Source organism: Algoriphagus sp., from assembly GCF_046296635.1.
Lineage (GTDB): Bacteria > Bacteroidota > Bacteroidia > Cytophagales > Cyclobacteriaceae > Algoriphagus.
On record NZ_JBKBKZ010000002.1, the window covers coordinates 50,936 to 68,798 of the forward strand.

Here is a 17,863-nt window from a genome sequence, read left to right on the forward strand (position 1 = left end):
AAATATTGGAATATCCATTTTAATATACCAACAAAATAGACCGCCCCTTCAGGGCTCTGATATTGACATTTCGCGATTGACCCCAAATTGCATTTGGGGCTGATACAGGACACGCTTTCAGCGCTATTTCAATTTCGATCAATTTTTATATAATTTATAGTATCGGGAAAAGTGCCAACGGCACGCTCCGTAATAGCCCAGAATGCAATTCTGGGTTTCGGATGAAATTGTTATTTTCAGGGTGCCAACGGCACGATCTGTATTTATTTTTAAACCATAGATTTTTAAGCCATGCCTCAATCTCTAGCCAAAGTTTACCTTCACATCATATTTTCTACCAAAAACCGGGTTGCACATGTTTCAGAGGAAATCCGACCTAATGCTCAGGCATATTTTGTTGAGGTAGGGGCAAATCTTGGAAGTTTTACTGAAGAGATTTTTATGATGCCAGACCACATTCATTGGCTTTGTACCTTACCTAGAACCCAGACAATAGCAGATTTAGTGAAAAATGTCAAGATCCCAAGTTCGGCAAAAATTAAAGAAATGGGAGTTCGAAATTTTGCCTGGCAAAAGGGATATGGTGCATTTTCTGTTAGCCAATCCAAAGTTGAAACGGTAAGAAAATACATTCAGAACCAACCTGAACATCACATAAAAGAAGATTTTCAAACCGAGTATAGGCGGTTTTTAAAAGAATATAAGGTGGAGTATGATGAACAATATGTATGGGATTAATTTTGGCAAAATTACAAATCGCCCTTTCAGGGCTCTGGTATTGACATTTCATGATCGACCCCAAATTATATTTGGGGCTGTTACAGGACGCGCTTTCAGCGCTGTAAAAAGCTTGGATAATTGCTTATTTGCAAGATTGAATTTGTAAAAGTGCCAACGGCACGTTCCGTGATAGCCCTGCCTACAGGCAGGCCAGAATGCAATTCTGGGTTTGAAATGAAATGAATATTTTCGGAAGTGCTGAGGGCATTATTTGTCAAAAAACAATACCAATATTCTTTTAAAAATATTAACTAAAGATCGCCCCTTCAGGGCTATGGTAATGTGGTGACATGATTGACCCCAAATTGCATTTGGGGCTGTTACAGGCTGCGCTTTCAGCGCTTTAAAATCCTTGGATAATTGCTTATTTACAAGATTGAATTAGTAAAAGTGCCAACGGCACGCTCCGTAATAGCCCAGAATGCAATTCTGGGTCTTTCCATTGAGATTTTCACCCGAGTGCTGAAGGCACGAACTGTAAAATTCAGTTGAGTAAGATTTTAAATCAGTTATAATTCCAATTGTTAAATTTGAAATTCATGCCCTTTTCAAAATTGAAAAAACACCCATTAGATATCATTATTGAAATCACAGGAATTTTTGTAATTCTTACCACCTTCCCTCTTCTGGCTTTAAATTATCAGTCTTTGCCCGATTCATTACCTCGTCATTATGGTTCGGATGGTGTGCCGGATGCTTATAGTGCAAAAGGAATAATCTGGGTCTTGCCAATTATGGGCTTAATACTTTATATGGTTATTGGATTAATTAGCAATGTTCCCAGTGTAATCAATCTGCCTTTTAAACCAAATCCTGAAACCGCAGAACGCTACCAGCGGAAATATGCCCGAATGCTGCGGATACTAAATGTGGTTATGGTCTGCATTTTTGCTTTTCTGACCTATCAATCGGCGCAAATCGGTTTGGGTGTTCAATCTCAACTTCCAAAATATTTCAAAGTGGTATCTTTAGGTTTGCTCTTCGGAATTCCTCTGATTTATGTGATTCCGGATATGATAAAGTTTAGAAATCAGGAAGGTCTCAATTGAACATTCCCATTCTTATATATTTGCCCACTCCCGCTTTTTCACCTAATTTCCTCCCATGAAGAAACTCACCTTTTTCCTGATTTTGGCTTTTGGTCCATTCTTGACTTTTGCGCAGCAAAAACTCAATAAAGACGAGCAAAAACTCATCGAACTGATCGATAAAAACTACAAGGAAACGCTAGCACTGCTGGAAGAGGTCATTAATATCAATTCGGGTTCGCTGAATAAAGAAGGTGTAAGAGAAGTCGGAAGAGTTTTCGAACGAGAATTTAAAAAAATTGGCTTCCAAACTGAATGGATCGAACTTCCAAGCGAAGTCAACCGCGCTGGTCATTTCGTTGCCACAAGAAAGGGCACAAAAGGTAAAAAACTGTTTCTCATCGGACACTTAGATACGGTATTCGAAAAGGACATGCCCTTTTCTCCTTTCACCTATCTAAATGACAGCACCGCCACCGGCCAAGGAGCAAATGACATGAAAGGAGGCGATGTGTTGGTGTTCGCTAGTCTGAAAGCCCTACATGAACTTGGACTCCTAAAGGACCGCACAATTACAGCCTATTTTAATGGGGATGAGGAGAGTTCTGGGAATCCGGAATTGTCCAGAAAAGATTTTATCGAGCGAGCAAAGCAGCACGATATCGCTCTGGGTTATGAAACGGCACAAGGCTTCAGCACAGTGACTGTTGCTCGACGAGGAGCCGGAAGCTGGACGCTCAAGACAAGCGGAAGACAGTCGCATTCCAGTGGGGTTTTTGGTCAAAGTGCGGGTTATGGTGCTATCTATGAAGCTGCCCGAATTCTCAATGAATTCCGGGAAACTTTGGCTGGAGAAAAGTATTTGACATTCAATCCGGGTCAATTTATCGGTGGGTCGGACGTGAGTTTGGATGAAATTACAGGAAAAGGATTCGCTTTGGGCAAAACCAATATCGTAGCCAGAGAAGCCATCGTAACAGGGGATTTACGATTTTTGGGAGAATCCCAAAAAGAAGCAGCGCGTGCCAAAATGCGAGAAATTGTCTCCAAAAACCTTCACCAGACTGATGCCGAAATCACTTTCAAAGATTACATCCCTTCTATGGAGCCGACGGAAGGCAACTACGCCTTGGCTGAATTCCTAAATAAGGTAAGTCAAGACATGGGATATGGGCCAGTAAAGCCTGGAGATCCCGGAAGCCGGGGTGCTGGAGATATTTCATTTGTTGCCGAATTCATGGACTGTTTAGATGGTTTAGGTGCTTCAGGAACCGGAGCACATGCTCCAGGAGAAACGATCAACATGAAGCAGTTTGCGGATTTGATCAAAAGGAATACGATTTTTCTTTACAGATTGACAAGATAGATTCAACTAAAAAGCTTAGGAACCTAAGACTGGTTCCGACAGCCTAATTTGAAAATGATATGAAGCAGAATTTATTTTTATTTTGTTTAGTATGGATTTGCATATCCTCTAATGCGCAGGATCTTATTCAGCCTCAAGAAAAAATAATCACAAAATCATTGGCTGAGCGATGGGAGTTGGAACCGGAGTTTAAAAAGGGAACTTTCAGGCTTACGTCATATAAGCCATTTTACATCACCGCGGGTCGATGGTCGAGCAATCCCAATAATCAGCCTCAAAGCGAAAATCCTGATTACAGTGTTCCTACTCCAACAGAATACAATAATTATGAAGCCAAATTCCAATTAAGTTTTAAAACAAAAGTTCTACAGTCCATATTTTGGGGACATGGAGACTTGTGGCTTGCTTATACTCAAAAAGCGCACTGGCAAATCTACAATGTCAATGTTTCCAGACCTTTCCGTGAATTAAATTATGAGCCGGAAATGATGCTTAATTTTGGAATTAAGGCCAATATTCTGGGATTTCAGGCAAGAACTCTGGGAGTCTCATTCAATCACCAATCAAACGGTAGAGATCTTCCTAGGTCAAGGAGTTGGAATCGGGTGATTTTTCATACTGGATTAGAGCGCGGAAATTGGATATTGGTATTCAGGCCATGGATTAGACTCCCAGATGAGGATGACGAAAACCCATTGATCACTGATTTTATTGGAAGGGGGGAAGCAAATTTGATTTATACGTTCAAAAATCACAGCATTTATTTGATTGCCACTAACTCACTCACTGCGAAAAATAATCGAGGTAGCGCTCAACTGAACTATGTTTTCCCAATCAAAGCAAATCTGAGAGGGCATTTGCAGATTTTTGATGGGTACGGAGAGACCATGATTGATTACAACCATAGACAAACGACAATTGGTTTGGGAATCTCATTTGTCGATTGGTAGTAAAATGAAGAGATTCGCAGATAACTTAAAAAAGTCAAGTTCACTCCATTCCTCTATACACGCTTAAGATTTGGAAAATGAAATCGAGCCTGCCTGTGGCAGACAGGCATGTCGTATCCGACACACAGAGGGATGCCCCGATAATTATCGGGGAATGCATGCGAAGATTCCACCTGCCTGCCGGCAGGCAGGTATGGCCGCAGAAAAAAAATTATAATCATATGAATATGTTCAAAATTAAAACGCTTACAGTTTTTTTGCTTCTTGGATTGATAAGCTGTAGTAAAACAAATGAACCTAAGGTATCAACATTACAAATGGATAATCCAAAGAAAATAGTCGTTTACCAGGTTTTTACCCGACTTTTTGGCAATACGAATACAACCAATAAGCCTTGGGGAACCAAGGAAGAAAACGGGGTGGGGAAATTCAACGACTTCACGGATTCAGCTTTGGAAGAAATCAAAAAGTTGGGTGTCTCACACATTTGGTACACTGGCGTGCCACATCATGGGGTTATCGGTGATTTTCCGGAAATCGGCGTGAGTTCAGATGATCCGGATGTAATCAAAGGCCGTGCGGGTTCGCCATATGCTGTTCGAGATTACTACCAAGTCAATCCTGACTTGGCAGTGGATGTGACCAAGCGAATGGAAGAGTTTGAAGCGTTGATTGACAGAACTCACAAGCACGACATGAAGGTGATCATAGACATTGTGCCAAATCATGTTTCGCGCTTTTATGAAGGAAAAAATAATCCTGAAGGTGTATCAGACTTTGGATCAAATGATGATAAAACCGTCGAGTATGCCAAGAATAACAACTTTTATTACATACCTGGAAAAGCATTTAAAGTACCTGCTGCAAAAAATGGTTACCTCCCTCTAGGAGGAGAAAAGCATCTACTTGCCGACGGAAAATTTGAGGAAAATCCTGCAAAATGGACTGGAAACGGTTCTCGACTAGCCCAACCGGATTTTTATGATTGGTACGAAACCGTCAAAATCAACTACGGAGTGAGTCCTGATGGGGTAAAAGATTTTGATGAATTACCAGCAGGTGCAGATTCCCTCGATTGGAAAGCACATTTTGACTTTTGGCAAGGAAAAGAAGTGCCGGATTCCTGGAAAAAATTCAAGGACATCACCCAATTTTGGCTTGGGAAAGGTGTCGATGGATTCCGATTTGATATGGCAGAAATGGTACCGGTGGAATTCTGGTCTTATTTGAATTCTCATATCAAAATGACCAATCCGGAGGCGTTCCTATTAGCCGAAGTCTACAATCCCACACTGTATCGGGATTATATCCACAGAGGAAAAATGGATTACCTCTACGACAAAGTGGAGCTCTACGACACACTGAAGCATATCATTCAGGGCCATGGATTAACGGATAATCTGGTTTCGATCTTGGAAGGACTGAAAGATATTGAGCACCACATGCTTCACTTCTTGGAAAATCACGACGAGCAACGAATCGTGAGCCCGGAATTTGCCGGAGATCCATGGAAAGCAATGCCCGCGATGGTCGTTTCGGCCACGGTTTCTACTGCGCCTACTATGATTTACTTTGGACAGGAAGTTGGCGAACCTGGAGCGGAAAAGGCAGGCTTTGGGCAACCAAGCCGGACTTCGATCTTCGATTACATCGGCGTACCTCAGCATCAGAAGTGGATGAATGGAGGCAAATTTGACGGAGGCCAGCTATCTGACAATGAAAAAGCGCTGCGAAACTACTATTCCGAAGTACTGAACTTTACCAGAAACAGTTCAGCACTGATGGGCGAATACCTTGAGCTTCACACCTTCAATCGTGATCAAAATCCCGCTTTCACAGATAAAGCCTTTGCTTATGCGCGCTGGGATGAAAGCCAAAAACTGATCGTGGTGACTAATTTTGACCAGAATCAATCGGTAAAAACAGTCTTGAAACTTTCTCCGGAACTTCTTCAAGCTTGGGATCTGGAAGTTGGTGAGCGAGAAATTCAAGAAGTGATGTTTGGGAAAAAGAAAACCAAGCTGCGAGTGACTGAGTCCGGTGCTGAGCTCGATTTGGACTTTGGTCCGTTGGAGTCGGCGGTGTTTGAGATTGGGGATTAGGAAGTTTGGATGTTGGGAAGCTAGGAAGTTTGGAAGAAGGCCTTGCTTCTCGAGGTTTGGGACTTCGAGATTTTATCTATGGATTTGTAATCCTCAATTCATATATCAAAAATCTGATCGTAACCACGTGAAACTCCAAATTAGGTAAGCTTGGAAAACCAATATTTTAGAATAGAACATGCCTCGAAAGAAAAAATCCAATGGCTGGATTTGGATTGCTTTTTTGATTTTTGTGGTGGCCTTGGGATCAGGGTATTTAGTCTTCAAATTCCGAAACCAAATTGAGCGTAAGATGGGCGACTTTACCCGAAAAGCTCCTCCATTTACTGAGGCTTTGAAATTTGAGCATGTTTTCTCAAATAATCCTGAGGGAATTTTGGGAATCGATGTTTCTCAATATCAGGGAAGAATTGACTTCGCGGGGCTTCAACTCCAAATTCAGAATAAGCAAATCGAGTTTGTTGTCGTGCGGGCTACCATGGGAAAAGATGGAGTGGACGCTCGATTTATTCGAAATTGGGAGGGGTTTCGCCCGCTGCCTGTCAAGAGAGGAGCTTACCACTATTACCGTCCTAATGAAAATAGCACACAGCAAGCTCAGAATTTTATTAAAACTGCTAAGCTAAAATCCGGTGACATGATTCCTGTACTGGATATCGAAAAACACAGCACGATTCAGTCAAAAGACAAGCTAAGGGAAGGATTGAAAAATTGGCTGAAAATCGTCGAAGAACACTATGGTGTCAAGCCGATGATCTACACCGGAGACCGGTTTTTTTGGGAAGTACTTCATGACCATGGATTTGATGAATACCCGATTTGGGTTGCCAATTACAATCAGATCGTAGAACCGGAAACGGAGGACTGGATCATCTGGCAATTTTCAGAAAATGGGAGTTTGCCTGGAATAGGGGAGAAAATAGATTTGAATGTTTTGGTAGGTGGGGAAGAAACACTTGAAGGGCTTTTGATTCAGTAGGTTTGTGTGCTGCTTGAGGTTTGCAACCTTGAGAAATTATCCAAGGATTTGTAATCAAAACCTTTTGCTTATCAAATTAAAATCTGGAGCTTGAACTATCGGATTTTTTTCTCTCGCTAAGCCGCGAAAGACGCAAAGTTTTGCTGTCAAGTCATTTTCTAAAAGCAGGAATTCAAAGTAATCAGATTCCACTCTTTGCGCCTTACCGTCTTTGCAAGAAGTATTTCAACTCGGCTAAGTTCAACCGCTATTCGAGGTTTGGAAGCTCGAGAACCTATCAATGGATTTATTTTCCCTATCATTTCATCAGAAAAATATTCCGTTGTAGGTCGTGATTACCTTGGTTTTATTTTAAGTCGATAAATAAAATAGGACTCCGCATAATTTGTAGAAAGCCGATGTTTGAAAGAGTCAGGAATTCGATCATAGTTCTCCAAAATCTGTTCACCAGAAATCCCAAAATATAATTCCCCATCCAACGCAATTTGAGGAAAATAAAGAATCATGTTGGAAATAGAGTTGTCAACGATGCCCGGATAAACAGTCAATTCATTGGATTGAAAATCTAGTAAACCGACTTTTCGTTTCCCTTTTTCATTGATTTGGAATAGGATTCGATTGGCATCGAGTCCATAGACTTCACCTGGCAGGTAATGGTATTTTCTTTCGTTAAAAAAAGCCAGCATATCCAAAGGATGTTGGATTTGAGTAAGTCGATCAGCTACAGCATTGGAACCGAAGTCTACGTGGAAAAGCGGACGAAATCCCTCCTGATCCAAAACGTAAATTGTGTCATTAAATGTCTGAGAAAAAAGCACTTTATCATTCCATTCAGTAAAGGATGAATAGGATTTGTAAACAAAATTATATTCATCCTTTCGGATGGGAAGTACTCTCTCAATTTCTCCATTTTGCTGGATCAAGATGTCATAATCTTCTTGATCATCAATACGATTGTTGAAGGAAATGATTTTTTCGTCAGTTATAGGGAAATGAAAATTTGCCTTAAATGGCAATTTTTCAGTATCCTGTTCTTCCAAATTCTCATCAAACCAAATTACCTTTTCACCCATCGTCACTACTCCTACACCATTTTTCCTTAAGATTACTTGAGTGATTCCATCTGCGTTTAGCTTGTCATCATGGCCGAAATCAATGCTTTTTCTGACTTTTCCATCAATATCTACTTGATGAAGTGAAGTAACAATTCCTTCTTCAAACAAATAGAAATATCGATCAGACTTAAGTATAGTGGGCGTACCTGAGATTGGGTATTTAGTTTGAATTTCAAGAATTTCCAAACTTTGACCTATATCAGAGACCAATAGCGGCTTTTCAGCAATTTTAGGTTCAAATGAAAATTGCTCAGGGGTTTTTTTGCAGGAAATAAATAATAATAAAATAATAGCTAGTACAGTTCGAGACATAATTCAAAAATTAAAAAAGCACCTTGCTAGTTTTTTTCTACCAAGGTGCAAACACAAATTTTTATCCTCCCATTCCTGGCCCTTCATCACAATGGCCTTGCCAGTTGGCAAAACACTCATCTCCGCCGACTAGTCTACATCGGATAACCATGGTGACTTCACTGCCTGGACCACAGTGTTGCCAGACGATTTTGTACGGGTTAGCCGCCAAGGCATTTGAAGTTGGAAAGGAGGTCAGAGATATAAAAACCAATCCCAAAAACCCAAAAAGCATTTTTTTCATTGTAAAATTATTTAATGTTATACAAGCTGAGATCCCCGGCGACTGACTACCTCATCAGTTGTAACAATTATATTGTTATTATTATTATTATGCAACTAATTCATGAAATTATTTTAAGAATTATTTTTTTTAGAATCTGGGATAATTATTTGACTAAATTATTTTTTACCAGAAAAGAGTAGATTAAGGGGCCTCGAGAACATATTAAGGGATTTGCAATCAAAAACTTTCGCTTATCAGATTAAAATCTGGAGATTGAACGAGCGGATTATTTTTTTCTCGCTAAGACGCGAAAGACGCAAATTTTTGCTGGCAAGTCAATTTCTAAAAGCAGGAATACAAAGGAATCAGATTCCACTCTTTGCGCCTTACCGTCTTTGCGAGAAGTACTTCAACTTGGCTAAGTTCAACCGCTATTCGAGGTTTGGTAGCTCGAGAACCTATCAATGGATCTAAAATCAAAACCTTTCGCTTATTAGATTAAAATCTGGAGATTGAACGATCGGATTATTTTTCTCTCGCTTAGCCGCGAAAGACGCAAAGTTTTGCTGTCAAGTCATTTTCTAAAAGCAGGAATTCAAAGTAATCAGATTCCACTCTTTGCGCCTTACCGTCTTTGCGAGAAGTATTTCAACTTGGCTAAGTTCAACCGCTATTCGAGGTTTGGAAGCTCGAGAACCTATCAATGGATCTAAAATCAAAACCTTTCGCTTATCAGATTAAAATCTGGAGATTGAACGATCGGATCATTTTTTTCTGGCTAAGCCGCGAAAGACGCAAAGTTTTGCTGTCAAGTCAGTTTCTAAAAGCAGGAATTCAAAGGAATCAGATTCCACTCTTTGCGCCTTACCGTCTTTGCAAGAAGTATTTCAACTCGGCTAACTCCCCAAAATCCGATATAACTCCAAATTCAAATAATAATGTCCTCCACTGATTTCCCGCTTTTCGCAGACTCCGAGTTCCACTAGTTGGTTTAAGTATTGGCGGGCGGTGTTTTCTGCATAGAGTTTTTTGTCAACCAAATGCTTGACCCTAGTAAAGGGTTGGGTGAAAATTGCCTCCAAAATCGATTCAGGTCGGGCGATGCTTGTTTCCTTTTCCAACACCTTAAGAATGGCTTCCTTGGCGTTAAGGATATCCGTAATTTTCTGGAAAGTGTCCAGAGAAGTTTCTTCAATTCCACGAAATAAGAATAGAAACCATTCCTTCCAAGCTGCCCGTTGCGTCACCCCGGCGAGGTTGGCGTAGTACTGATCTTTTTCCCGCAAAATGTATTTACTCAGATAGAGAATTGGCAAATCGAGCAATCCACTTTGAACTAGGTAATGAATGTTGAAAATCCTACCTGTTCGGCCATTTCCATCACGGAAAGGGTGGATAGCCTCAAATTGCAAATGTGCAATCGCCACTTTGATCAAAGGGTCGAGTTCAGAATTCTGTGTTTGATTGACAAACTCGACCAGATTCTCCATCAAATCTTCTAAAATACCTTCTCCCCGAGGAGGTGTATAAATGGGTTTGCCGGCATTCGGTCCGGATCCTCCCTGTCGGATGTAAGTTTGTGCAAATGGCTTCCGCAGGCCATCAGTATATTGCGTGGTCGTGCGGTAGATCAATTCGAAGTATTCCAGATCGAAGCTCTGTCGTTGGTCAAGGTATTCCTGTCCGGACCAGATAGATTCCCGATAGCGTAAGACCTCTTTTGCGGGCCCTTGGATTTGGGAAGCCTCATCACTGAATGCCTTGTACAATTCATCATCCGTGGTGAAAATGTGCTCAATTTCGCTCGATGCTTTTGCCTCTTGTAAACTGATCGTATTGACCAGAATTCCTTGGTTCGGAATAGCGATGCTGCGACCTTGAAGTTTCCCAAGTGCGGCCTTTGCTTTTCCCAAACTTTCAAACACGTCCAAATCCCTGTAAAACGAAGCGTTAATTGGAAGTTTCGGAAGGTTATTCCAAGGAAGGGTCCGGTCTGGATTAATTCGATAAAGCTGATCTGACATTAAAATTCCTTTATTTTAATGTAAGGTAGAGAATCTGACCTTAAATGCAAGGCTTGATTCAGCATTTAACCTTAAAAAATCAAAAATTTAATGTGAGTGTTGTTTTCTGACCTCAATTTTGAGGTCTAAAAAGGTATTAGCCTCAAAAAACAAGAGTTTTGAAGTTGGATTTACCTTTGTCAACCTCTCATTTTCAAGTAACTTATGTCAACTTCACAAAATGACAGCATATGAATTTGATCAGTTATGCCTTGCTTATTTTCCTCTTCTCTGCTCAAAAGCCTATCGAGAGTAAGCCGCCAAATATCCTCTTTCTCATTGCTGATGACTGGTCTTATCCACATGCCGGAGTTTATGGAGATCCGGTGGTTCGCACACCGACTTTTGATTGGTTGGCAAAGGAAGGCGCACTTTACACACATGCATTCACCGCCTCGCCATCCTGCTCACCATCTCGGGCTTCGATTTTATTGGGTCGATATCCACATCAAAATGGTGATGGAGGTAACCTTTGGTCCGAATTCCCGAATGCCAATCCCACTTACGTTCAGATATTAGAATCAAATGGCTATTTCGTAGGTTCGACTCGAAAGGGATGGGGACCGGGAGATCACAAAGTCACCGGATTCACAGACAATCCTGCAGGAAAATCCTATGAAGACTTTGCAGCATTTATAAAAAACAGACCAGAAAATCAGCCCTTTACTTTTTGGTTTGGGAGTTCGGATCCACATCGGGAATATGTGGCCAATACTGGCATTCAATCCGGGATGAAGCTTCAGGATGTAATTGTCCCGGGCTTTTTCCCCGACAATGACTGCGTGCGAAATGATATTTTGGATTACTATTTTGAGGTGGAACGCTTTGATCGGGAGAGTGGTCAACTCATCGCGCTGCTGAAAGAAATTGGTGAATTGGACAACACCATAATCGTGATGACTAGTGATAACGGGATGCCATTTCCTCGGGCAAAAGCAAATCTTTACGACTATGGAACCCGAATGCCTCTTGCGATTCGATGGCCTGAAAAAGTTAAGCCAGGGACTGTGATCGATGCTTTTGTGAATTTAGTGGACTTGGCTCCAAGTTTTGTAGAAGCGGCAGGTTTGAGTCAAAATAGCATGTCAGGTCAATCTCTGTGGGGACTTTTATCAGGTGAAAAGCAGGATAGAGCGCAGGTATTTCTTGAGCGGGAGCGCCACGCCAATGTGAGGAAAGGTGATTTGAGCTATCCTATGCGGGGAATTCGCGATCAGAATTATTTGTATATCTGGAATCCCATGCCTGAGCGCCATCCTGCCGGGGACCCTACTGTGCATCAGTCGGTAGGGCAATTTGGCGATGTGGACCATTCGATCACCAAGTTTTTGATCATGGAACTGGCAGGAAAAGCTACAGATGGCAAGCCGGATCTCTTCCAATTGAGCTTTGGTCAAAGGCCAGAAGAAGAACTGTATGATGTGATAAAAGATCCTTATCAGCTGAATAACCTAGCTACAGACTCCAAACTTTCTTCCATTAAGACAAAGATGAAATCTGATTTGCTCCAATGGATGACTGTAACTGGTGATTTGCGAGCTGATGATCCACGCTCGACGTTTTGGGATGAGGTTCGTTACACCCCAACTTACCAGATGAAAGATGCAGATGTTTCTCAACGAATCTTAGAATACCGGATTTTCCCTCCGTTTGGTTCTGCTTCGCAAAAAGGGATTCCTTGTTTTCCAGACTCGAAATGATAATTTAGTTTTCTAATTGAATTATAAACTTGCATTGGGAAAAATCACTTTGAGCACTAGTTTTCAAAGAGACAAACTAATCTTTTTCTACTAATTTCATTTTGTAGAGGATAATGCCATCCTCTTCGACTGGAGATAAACTTGGATTTTTGGAGGTCACCAATTCTCCGTTTTTGTTCACTACTGTTGGGCCATTAACTCCGGAGGGTAAGGTTAAATCTGCCTGAATCAACTTGTAGTTTTTATCAAAGACAGCGACATAATAAGGATTCATTCTATGAATTTCTATTCTTCCTTCAGGTGTTCGACGATCAATTCTTGCTAGCTTTTCCTCAGGAATTCCTTTTCTATAAATGGCTAAGACATATTCGTCCATCGCCAAAAGTTCTTCTAAAGTTGCAGCATAAATTTTTTGAACTTCGTCAAAAAAGGTTCCTGCAGCTGACGACTCCACTGCCTTATATCCTACCCAGTTTGGCACTTCCAACTCAATAGTTTTTTGGTAGGTGATTTTATCTCCTTCTTGAGCGTAAACATAAAATCTCGGTTCTAACCACATACCGAGTAGCCATTCATTGCCTTTTTGGGCGACTATCGGAATTGGAAATCCATGGACTTTTCCGTCTTTCAGCGGTGAGGTTTCGGGTAGGTACATTGTGCCTAGCGTATCTTTGGTGGTCATATCCAGCACCTGCATGATAGGTTCTTGATACATGCTTTGATAGAAATCTCCGCTCTCAAAATCGATCACTTTGCTATCTGGCCATAAATACGGGTACATGACTTTGTTATCCATTTCAAAAAAGTCAAGCTTGGGATAAAACATAAAAGCTGAAAAAGAATAGGGAATCTTAACCTCATCTACCTTCTTTCCCGATTCAAATTTCATATATCCTTTATCAGGGGTAAGGACGACAACTTTCCCCTCGACATAAGCATATCCCAATGCAGTAGAAACGGCATCAATCCCGTCTGTACTCAGGGTGACATCCTGTACGATTTTACCTTGTCCGTCCACCTCAAGGTATTTTTGAGATTGATCACTGACTAAGAGATATTGGTCGCTGGCATGATCATAATCCTGTAATCTCATTTCTCCCAAAAAATCGATTTGAAGGGAGTCACTTATCTCGAAAACCAGCTCAACTGGTTTATCGGATTCTACTTTTTCAGAACCGCAGCTACTCAAAGCTGAAAGGACTGCTCCAAGAGCAAATAATCTACTTTTTAATCGGCGATTTTCCATAGAAAACAATTAACTAAAAATACGACATGTGAAAATAGGAGATTAATCAATTGATTCCAACGCTATTAGGTAAATAGAATATTTTTTTGATCAATCACTAATGAAAGTGTTTACTTCGGTTTCAAATAATTCATCACCGCCTCATCACCAATTAACGAATGAGATGGGATCGGATTTTTATCATTGGATTATTACCGCTTTTTCACTCGGCTCAAAGCCGATCCGATGAGCATTCACATAAAGTGAATCTCCTGGATTCCCATCAAATGGAGCTGCATAGACTCTCCAGCTGTCATTTTTTGATTTTCGATATCCGATGGAAGCACTTGATGTAGCCGAACTCAGACTCACTTTTCCATTTTCAAACTTGACTTGGGCTGGCTCAGTAATCGGGGGCTCATCTTTCCCTCCCCACCAGTTTCTGACCATTTCCATTTCGTTCAAGGCGCCCAAGTCTCCATATTTAGCTATCCAATCTTCATGTGCTTTGCGAAGCTCCTTGAGTTTATCAGCATACTCAGGAATCTCAACTAAATTGTTGAATTCCCAAGGATCGGATTGAGTGTCGTAGAGTTCTTCACCCGGTTTGGTGGGAGCAAACCAGCGTGCCTGATTTTCAGTAAGAAGCCCTTTCTCATTTAGTTCCAAAAGATGCACCATCAGTGGATTTTGAAGTCGATACTGGACATTTTGATAGTTCGGCTTATCAGGCATATAGTTGCGGATGTATTTGAATCTGCCATCGGTAACAGCGCGAACACGATCGTATTCTGAATCCACTCGATCACGTGCTGCAAAGCTGTACTTTCTAGGAGCTTCAGCTTTTTGTGTACCGAGAAAAGCCTGCCCTTGCATACTTTCCGGAATTGGAACCCCAGCAAGAGAAAGCAAAGTCGGAGCAAAATCCACGAAACTGATCAATTCCTCTGAGTAACTTCCGCCCATGAGGAAAGGAGCTTTAATCAATAAGGGCGCTCGCAGACCTCGATCATAAAGCTCTCTTTTGTAGTAAGGCATCCCATCACCATGATCGGAATAGAAGAAAATGATCGTATTCTCGTACAATCCATCTTCTTTGAGTTGAGCGATCACTTCTCCCACCTGCATGTCCATTCGTATCGCATTTGTGATAAATCGAGCCAAAACATGTCGGGAAATTGAGTCGTCTGGATAAACTGGGGGAACTTTTACGTCTTTAGGGTCAACCAAAAGCTCTTCATTGGCACGCACCCAAACTTGAGATTCGTGGCTTATAGTGAAATTGAAAATTGCGAAAAAAGGTTGATCGGGATCGGGTCGGTTTCGATAGTGGGCCTTGTTGCTGCTCTCATCCCACATGGTGACCGGGCTTCGGAATTGGTAATCCTCCTTGGAATTGTTGGTGGTGTAATAACCCGCCATTCGGAGGAGTTCGGGATAGGTTTTCATTCCCTCGGGAAGAACTGTTGAATACCCCTTGAACCCAGGAGGGTAAGCATCGCCTGCGGCTGCGGATGGCGCGAGAGTTCGCATATGCATGGCGCCGATGGAAGTTTGATAGGCACCGGTGATTAGGGCTGCGCGACTTGGAGAGCAAACTCCAGCGGTGGCAAAGACCTGATTGTATTGGACGGACTCAGCGGCGAGTGCATTCAAAAATGGGGTTTTCCCACCAGTTCCACCATAGGTCTCCAAATGCTCCGGCGACAAGTCTTCGCAAACAATCCAGACGATATTTGGACGATCGGGGTATTCTAGGGTTTTGGTTTCAGTAGATCTGTTTTTGCAGGAAAAAATCAAAAGGATAGTTAACACCAAAAGATAAGTCTTCATAATTCGGGGGTTTATTGATTTTAAAAGATAGAATTTAATTTGAAAAAATCTGACCCGTTGTCTTCTTTCAAAATTTTGTTTGTTGCCATTTTTGAAAGTGGAAATACGCTGTCAGTTAAGTCACATGGCTTGTTTCGGCTTTTTGCTTCCTTACCTAGTTTCATCTCAGTTAAGAAATGCATTTGGTTAGAGAATTATATTAGAACTAAAATAATTTAAAATGGAACTGATTTTCAGGTAAATCTGTCATCATTAAGCCTATGAACTTTTCGATAGGCAATATCCCTTTATTTTAAAAAATTATAAATGAAAAAAGTAGGCGTTTTAGGCTCAGGAGTGGTTGGAAGAACTCTAGCCGATGCATTTGAAAAGCGTGGCTATGAGGTTATGCTTGGCACCGGAAATCCTAAGAAACTTCAAGACTGGCAATCTGGCACTAATGGAAAAGTGGGAAGCTTTGAAAAAGCGGCTGACTTTGGGGATCTAATCGTTCTTGCTGTTAAAGGAACTGCAGCTCATATAATCGTAGAGCAGGTCAAGGTCGGAATCAGTGACAAACTTGTCTTGGATGTGACTAATCCTCTTTCTGACGAGAAGTCCAAAGACGGAGCTCGTAAATTTTTTACCAGTGCGGAAGAATCATTAATGGAAAAACTTCAAGAATTAGTGCCCGAAGCGCATTTTGTTAAAGCCTTCAACTATTTTGACAGCAAGGCAATGGTCAATTCTGCTAAATCAAAACAACAAGTGATGAATATTTGCGGAAATGAGGCTGCTGCAAAAGCTGAAGCAAAAGAAGTTTTGGCCCAATTTGGCTTTAAATCAAAAGATTTAGGAAAGGTAGAAGCTGCGAGAGAGATTGAGCAAATGGCGATTTCAATTTAACTTATCGGAAACTTAAGTGTTCCTATAAAGAATCCAGGTCTATCAGCCTGGATTTTTTATTTTCACTCACATTGAGGAAACTTTTTCCATCATCAAAGGCACAAAAAGATTGATCCTAAGTTCAAAAATTCGATCATATTTTAATGTTAGCTTTGAGGTCTGGATCAATTGAAAGATCCATTCTTTGTCGGATTTTACTCACTCAAACCTATGATTTTACAAATTGTATTATTGGTTGTTGGTCTGGTTCTTTTGGTTAAAGGAGCAGACTGGCTGGTAGATGGAGCTTCTGTTTTAGCCAAAAAAAATAACATTTCTGACCTTGCCATCGGATTAACAATTGTAGCCTTTGGTACATCAGCTCCAGAATTGGTGGTAAATGCGGTTGCAGCATCTGGTAACTACCCCGAAATCGTCTTTGGTAACGTGATAGGTTCTAACAATTTCAACTTGTTTGCTATCCTTGGAATTGCAGGTTTGATCACCCCTCTTGCTGTACAATCAAGTACGGTTTGGAAGGAAATTCCTTTCTCGCTTCTAGCAGCCATTGTTCTATTCTTTTTGGCCAATAATTACTTCATGACCGAGTCTGGAAACTTATCCCGATATGACGGTTTTATCCTTTTAGTCTTATTTGCAGCTTTTCTTTACTATGTGGCAACCCAACTTAAAGCAGACCCGGTAGTAGAAGGTGCCGTAAACAAAGATTACTCTACGCTTAAAATATGGTTCTTAATTCTTATCGGGCTTGGGGGATTGGTAGGTGGCGGAAAATTGGTTGTGGACAATGCGGTTTCTATTGCCCAAACGCTTGGAGTGAGTGAAAAAATCATTGGGCTTACCATTATAGCTGCGGGGACTTCCTTGCCAGAGTTGGCAACCTCAGTAGTAGCTGCAATTAAAAAGAACGCAGACATCGCCATTGGGAATATTGTCGGATCAAATATTTTCAACCTCTTGTTGGTATTGGGAGTGAGTTCACTAGTGAGACCACTCGACTTTAATCCTTCCTTTAATACCGATATCTATTTGCTTTCGGCAGGTACCGTATTTTTATTCCTGTCAATGTTTATTGGAAAGAAACACCAACTGGATAAGTGGCAGGCAGCTTTGCTCTTGATGGTTTTTGCCTCTTACACTACCTACTTGGTCATGCTGGAGTTGTGAGTGGTTCAGGGTGAAGAATTTTGGAGTTTCTAGAACGGAACCCCTTTTTTTGCCATCTGTAAAAATCAGGATAAACCAATCTTGGTTTGGTTC

14 protein-coding genes are annotated in these 17,863 nt (G+C 41.2%); 9 read left to right on the plus strand and 5 right to left on the minus strand.

Annotation, left to right across the window (positions count from 1 at the left end; genetic code table 11):
* The first annotated feature begins 291 nt into the window (after window positions 1-291).
* The 6 genes from tnpA to ACK4HU_RS02410 all read left to right on the plus strand — a co-directional run bounded on the left by tnpA (window position 292) and on the right by ACK4HU_RS02410 (window position 7,205).
* Window positions 292-738, plus strand: coding sequence for an IS200/IS605 family transposase (gene tnpA / locus ACK4HU_RS02385; RefSeq protein WP_409803245.1), 447 nt, complete (start codon window positions 292-294; stop codon window positions 736-738).
* A gap of 581 nt (window positions 739-1,319) precedes the next feature.
* Window positions 1,320-1,829 (plus strand): DUF1648 domain-containing protein, encoded by a 510-nt coding sequence (locus tag ACK4HU_RS02390; protein ID WP_409803246.1) that lies wholly within the window; start codon window positions 1,320-1,322, stop codon window positions 1,827-1,829.
* A 55-nt stretch (window positions 1,830-1,884) separates the two neighbouring features.
* A complete protein-coding gene (locus ACK4HU_RS02395; RefSeq protein WP_409803247.1) occupies window positions 1,885-3,174 on the plus strand; it encodes a M20/M25/M40 family metallo-hydrolase in 1,290 nt (429 codons plus the stop codon).
* A gap of 59 nt (window positions 3,175-3,233) precedes the next feature.
* The gene (locus tag ACK4HU_RS02400; protein WP_409803248.1) at window positions 3,234-4,124 is read left to right on the plus strand and encodes a phospholipase A; all 891 of its coding nucleotides are present in this window, start codon (window positions 3,234-3,236) and stop codon (window positions 4,122-4,124) included.
* Between the two features lie 227 nt (window positions 4,125-4,351).
* Entirely contained in the window at window positions 4,352-6,226 is a 1,875-nt protein-coding gene (locus ACK4HU_RS02405) for an alpha-amylase family protein (RefSeq protein ID WP_409803249.1), read from the plus strand.
* Between the two features lie 178 nt (window positions 6,227-6,404).
* Window positions 6,405-7,205: a glycoside hydrolase family 25 protein gene (locus tag ACK4HU_RS02410; RefSeq protein ID WP_409803250.1), complete on the plus strand. Its 801-nt coding sequence runs from the start codon at window positions 6,405-6,407 to the stop codon at window positions 7,203-7,205.
* A gap of 335 nt (window positions 7,206-7,540) precedes the next feature.
* Here ACK4HU_RS02410 and ACK4HU_RS02415 read toward each other — a convergent pair whose 3' ends face one another.
* From ACK4HU_RS02415 to ACK4HU_RS02425, 3 genes are all read right to left on the minus strand, one after another.
* Window positions 7,541-8,632, minus strand: coding sequence for a 6-bladed beta-propeller (locus ACK4HU_RS02415; RefSeq protein WP_409803251.1), 1,092 nt, complete (start codon window positions 8,630-8,632; stop codon window positions 7,541-7,543).
* 61 nt (window positions 8,633-8,693) lie between these two features.
* The gene (locus tag ACK4HU_RS02420; protein ID WP_409803252.1) at window positions 8,694-8,915 is read right to left on the minus strand and encodes a hypothetical protein; all 222 of its coding nucleotides are present in this window, start codon (window positions 8,913-8,915) and stop codon (window positions 8,694-8,696) included.
* Window positions 8,916-9,793: 878 nt separating this feature from the next.
* Entirely contained in the window at window positions 9,794-10,921 is a 1,128-nt protein-coding gene (locus ACK4HU_RS02425; protein ID WP_409803253.1) for a Fic family protein, read from the minus strand.
* 230 nt (window positions 10,922-11,151) lie between these two features.
* Between ACK4HU_RS02425 and ACK4HU_RS02430 the strand changes: the two genes are divergently transcribed.
* On the plus strand, window positions 11,152-12,660 hold the full coding sequence (locus ACK4HU_RS02430; protein ID WP_409803254.1) for a sulfatase: 1,509 nt from the start codon (window positions 11,152-11,154) through the stop codon (window positions 12,658-12,660).
* A gap of 76 nt (window positions 12,661-12,736) precedes the next feature.
* On the opposite strand, the gene ACK4HU_RS02435 is transcribed toward ACK4HU_RS02430, so the two are convergent.
* A complete protein-coding gene (locus ACK4HU_RS02435) occupies window positions 12,737-13,906 on the minus strand; it encodes a hypothetical protein (protein WP_409803255.1) in 1,170 nt (389 codons plus the stop codon).
* Between the two features lie 180 nt (window positions 13,907-14,086).
* A complete protein-coding gene (locus tag ACK4HU_RS02440) occupies window positions 14,087-15,718 on the minus strand; it encodes a sulfatase (RefSeq protein WP_409803256.1) in 1,632 nt (543 codons plus the stop codon).
* A gap of 306 nt (window positions 15,719-16,024) precedes the next feature.
* Between ACK4HU_RS02440 and ACK4HU_RS02445 the strand changes: the two genes are divergently transcribed.
* Together ACK4HU_RS02445 and ACK4HU_RS02450 are read left to right on the plus strand one after the other, a co-directional pair.
* Complete coding sequence (locus ACK4HU_RS02445; protein ID WP_409803257.1) at window positions 16,025-16,603, plus strand: NADPH-dependent F420 reductase; 579 nt, start codon at window positions 16,025-16,027, stop codon at window positions 16,601-16,603.
* Window positions 16,604-16,813: 210 nt separating this feature from the next.
* A complete protein-coding gene (locus ACK4HU_RS02450) occupies window positions 16,814-17,770 on the plus strand; it encodes a calcium/sodium antiporter (RefSeq protein ID WP_409803258.1) in 957 nt (318 codons plus the stop codon).
* The last annotated feature ends 93 nt before the right edge of the window (window positions 17,771-17,863 follow it).